The sequence below is a fragment of the Vibrio sp. OPT46 genome, assembly GCF_015163535.1.
Classification (GTDB): domain Bacteria; phylum Pseudomonadota; class Gammaproteobacteria; order Enterobacterales; family Vibrionaceae; genus Vibrio; species Vibrio alginolyticus.
In genome coordinates, this window is the sequence record NZ_JADDYG010000824.1 from 61,624 (window position 1) to 62,821 (window position 1,198).

Genomic DNA, 1,198 nt, shown 5'->3' on the forward strand with positions numbered 1-1,198 from the left:
GCATCGTCTTCCGATTCTAATAAGTCTTCATCGTGCGGCAGTTCTTCAGCCAAAGAGAAGAAATCATCGCTATCAGCACCAATATCTTCCATCAACTGACGCGCTTCAGACGAGTCGCGTTGATATGCTTCGGTCAGCTTTTTATCAAAGGCTTCTTTATCGATAGGTTGCGGTACGAAGCTTTTCTTTAATACACGACGGACTTCAACCAGAGCCGCAGGGTTAAGCGGCTCGACATAGTAAAGAATAGGTGGACGCTCAGGATGCTCTGTCTCCAGCACCAGTTTAAAGCGGTTGGCAAAACTGAATGGCAGACGACGCATACTTGGCGCTGTGTCTAACATATCAACCATTAGTTGTTTTCCATTTGATCAATAAACGCTTGAATCTCTGTTGGGTGCTGACGCTCCTGGCCAAAGGCAGGCATAACCGGGATCTTCTCGTCTGCCATCAACTTCAACCCTTGATCCGCTTTGTAAAGCTGTTCTGCGCGAATAAAGTTGTATTTACGCTGCGTAATACCGTCGGCCGTCACACCATCGCGAATAATCGTCGGCTTGATGAACACCATCAAGTTACGTTTTTCTGTTTGCGTGCTAGTTGACTTGAACAGATGGCCAAGTACCGGAATGTCACCCAATAGCGGCACTTTAGACTCACTTTCAAGTGCGCGTTCATCGACCAAACCACCAAGAACCAACATCTGACCATCTTGGATCATGACAGAGGTGTTTAACTGTCGTTTAGCAAAGCGAACGTCAACCGCACCGTTTGCGCCTAATACGTTGGAAACTTCTTGTTCAATGTTTAACTGTACAGAGTCACCTTCGTTAATTTGTGGCACTACTTTGAGTTTGATACCGACTTCTTTACGGTCAACCGTTTGGAATGGGTTGTCGTTGTTTGAGCCAGCCGTAGAGCCCGTAATAACCGGAACCTCTTCACCCACAATAAATGATGCTTCGCCATTATCCATTACGGTAATACTCGGAGAAGATAGAATGTTTGAGTTGGAGTCAGAAGCAACAGCACTAATTAGCGCTGTCCAGTCACCCATGACAATACTCATTGCCGCACCATTTACTCCGCTAAGTGCTGAAGCTAGCGTAGAGTAGTCACCTGATTCAGTAACATCATATGGCGTTCGTTCGCCATTAGAGTTGGTATAGTATTCAGTTCGGGTTTGATCTTTTGCTTC

General features: G+C 46.0%; 1 protein-coding gene and 1 pseudogene. Both read right to left on the bottom strand.

The features are described 5' to 3' along the window. Positions 1-353 (bottom strand): annotated as a pseudogene (locus IQR33_RS34765) (type II secretion system protein GspE); the annotation flags it as partial. Beyond that, on the bottom strand, positions 353-1,198 hold an 846-nt coding region (locus tag IQR33_RS28385), incomplete at its 5' end, for a type II secretion system protein GspD (RefSeq protein ID WP_416222703.1). The pseudogene IQR33_RS34765 and the gene IQR33_RS28385, both read right to left, overlap by 1 nt.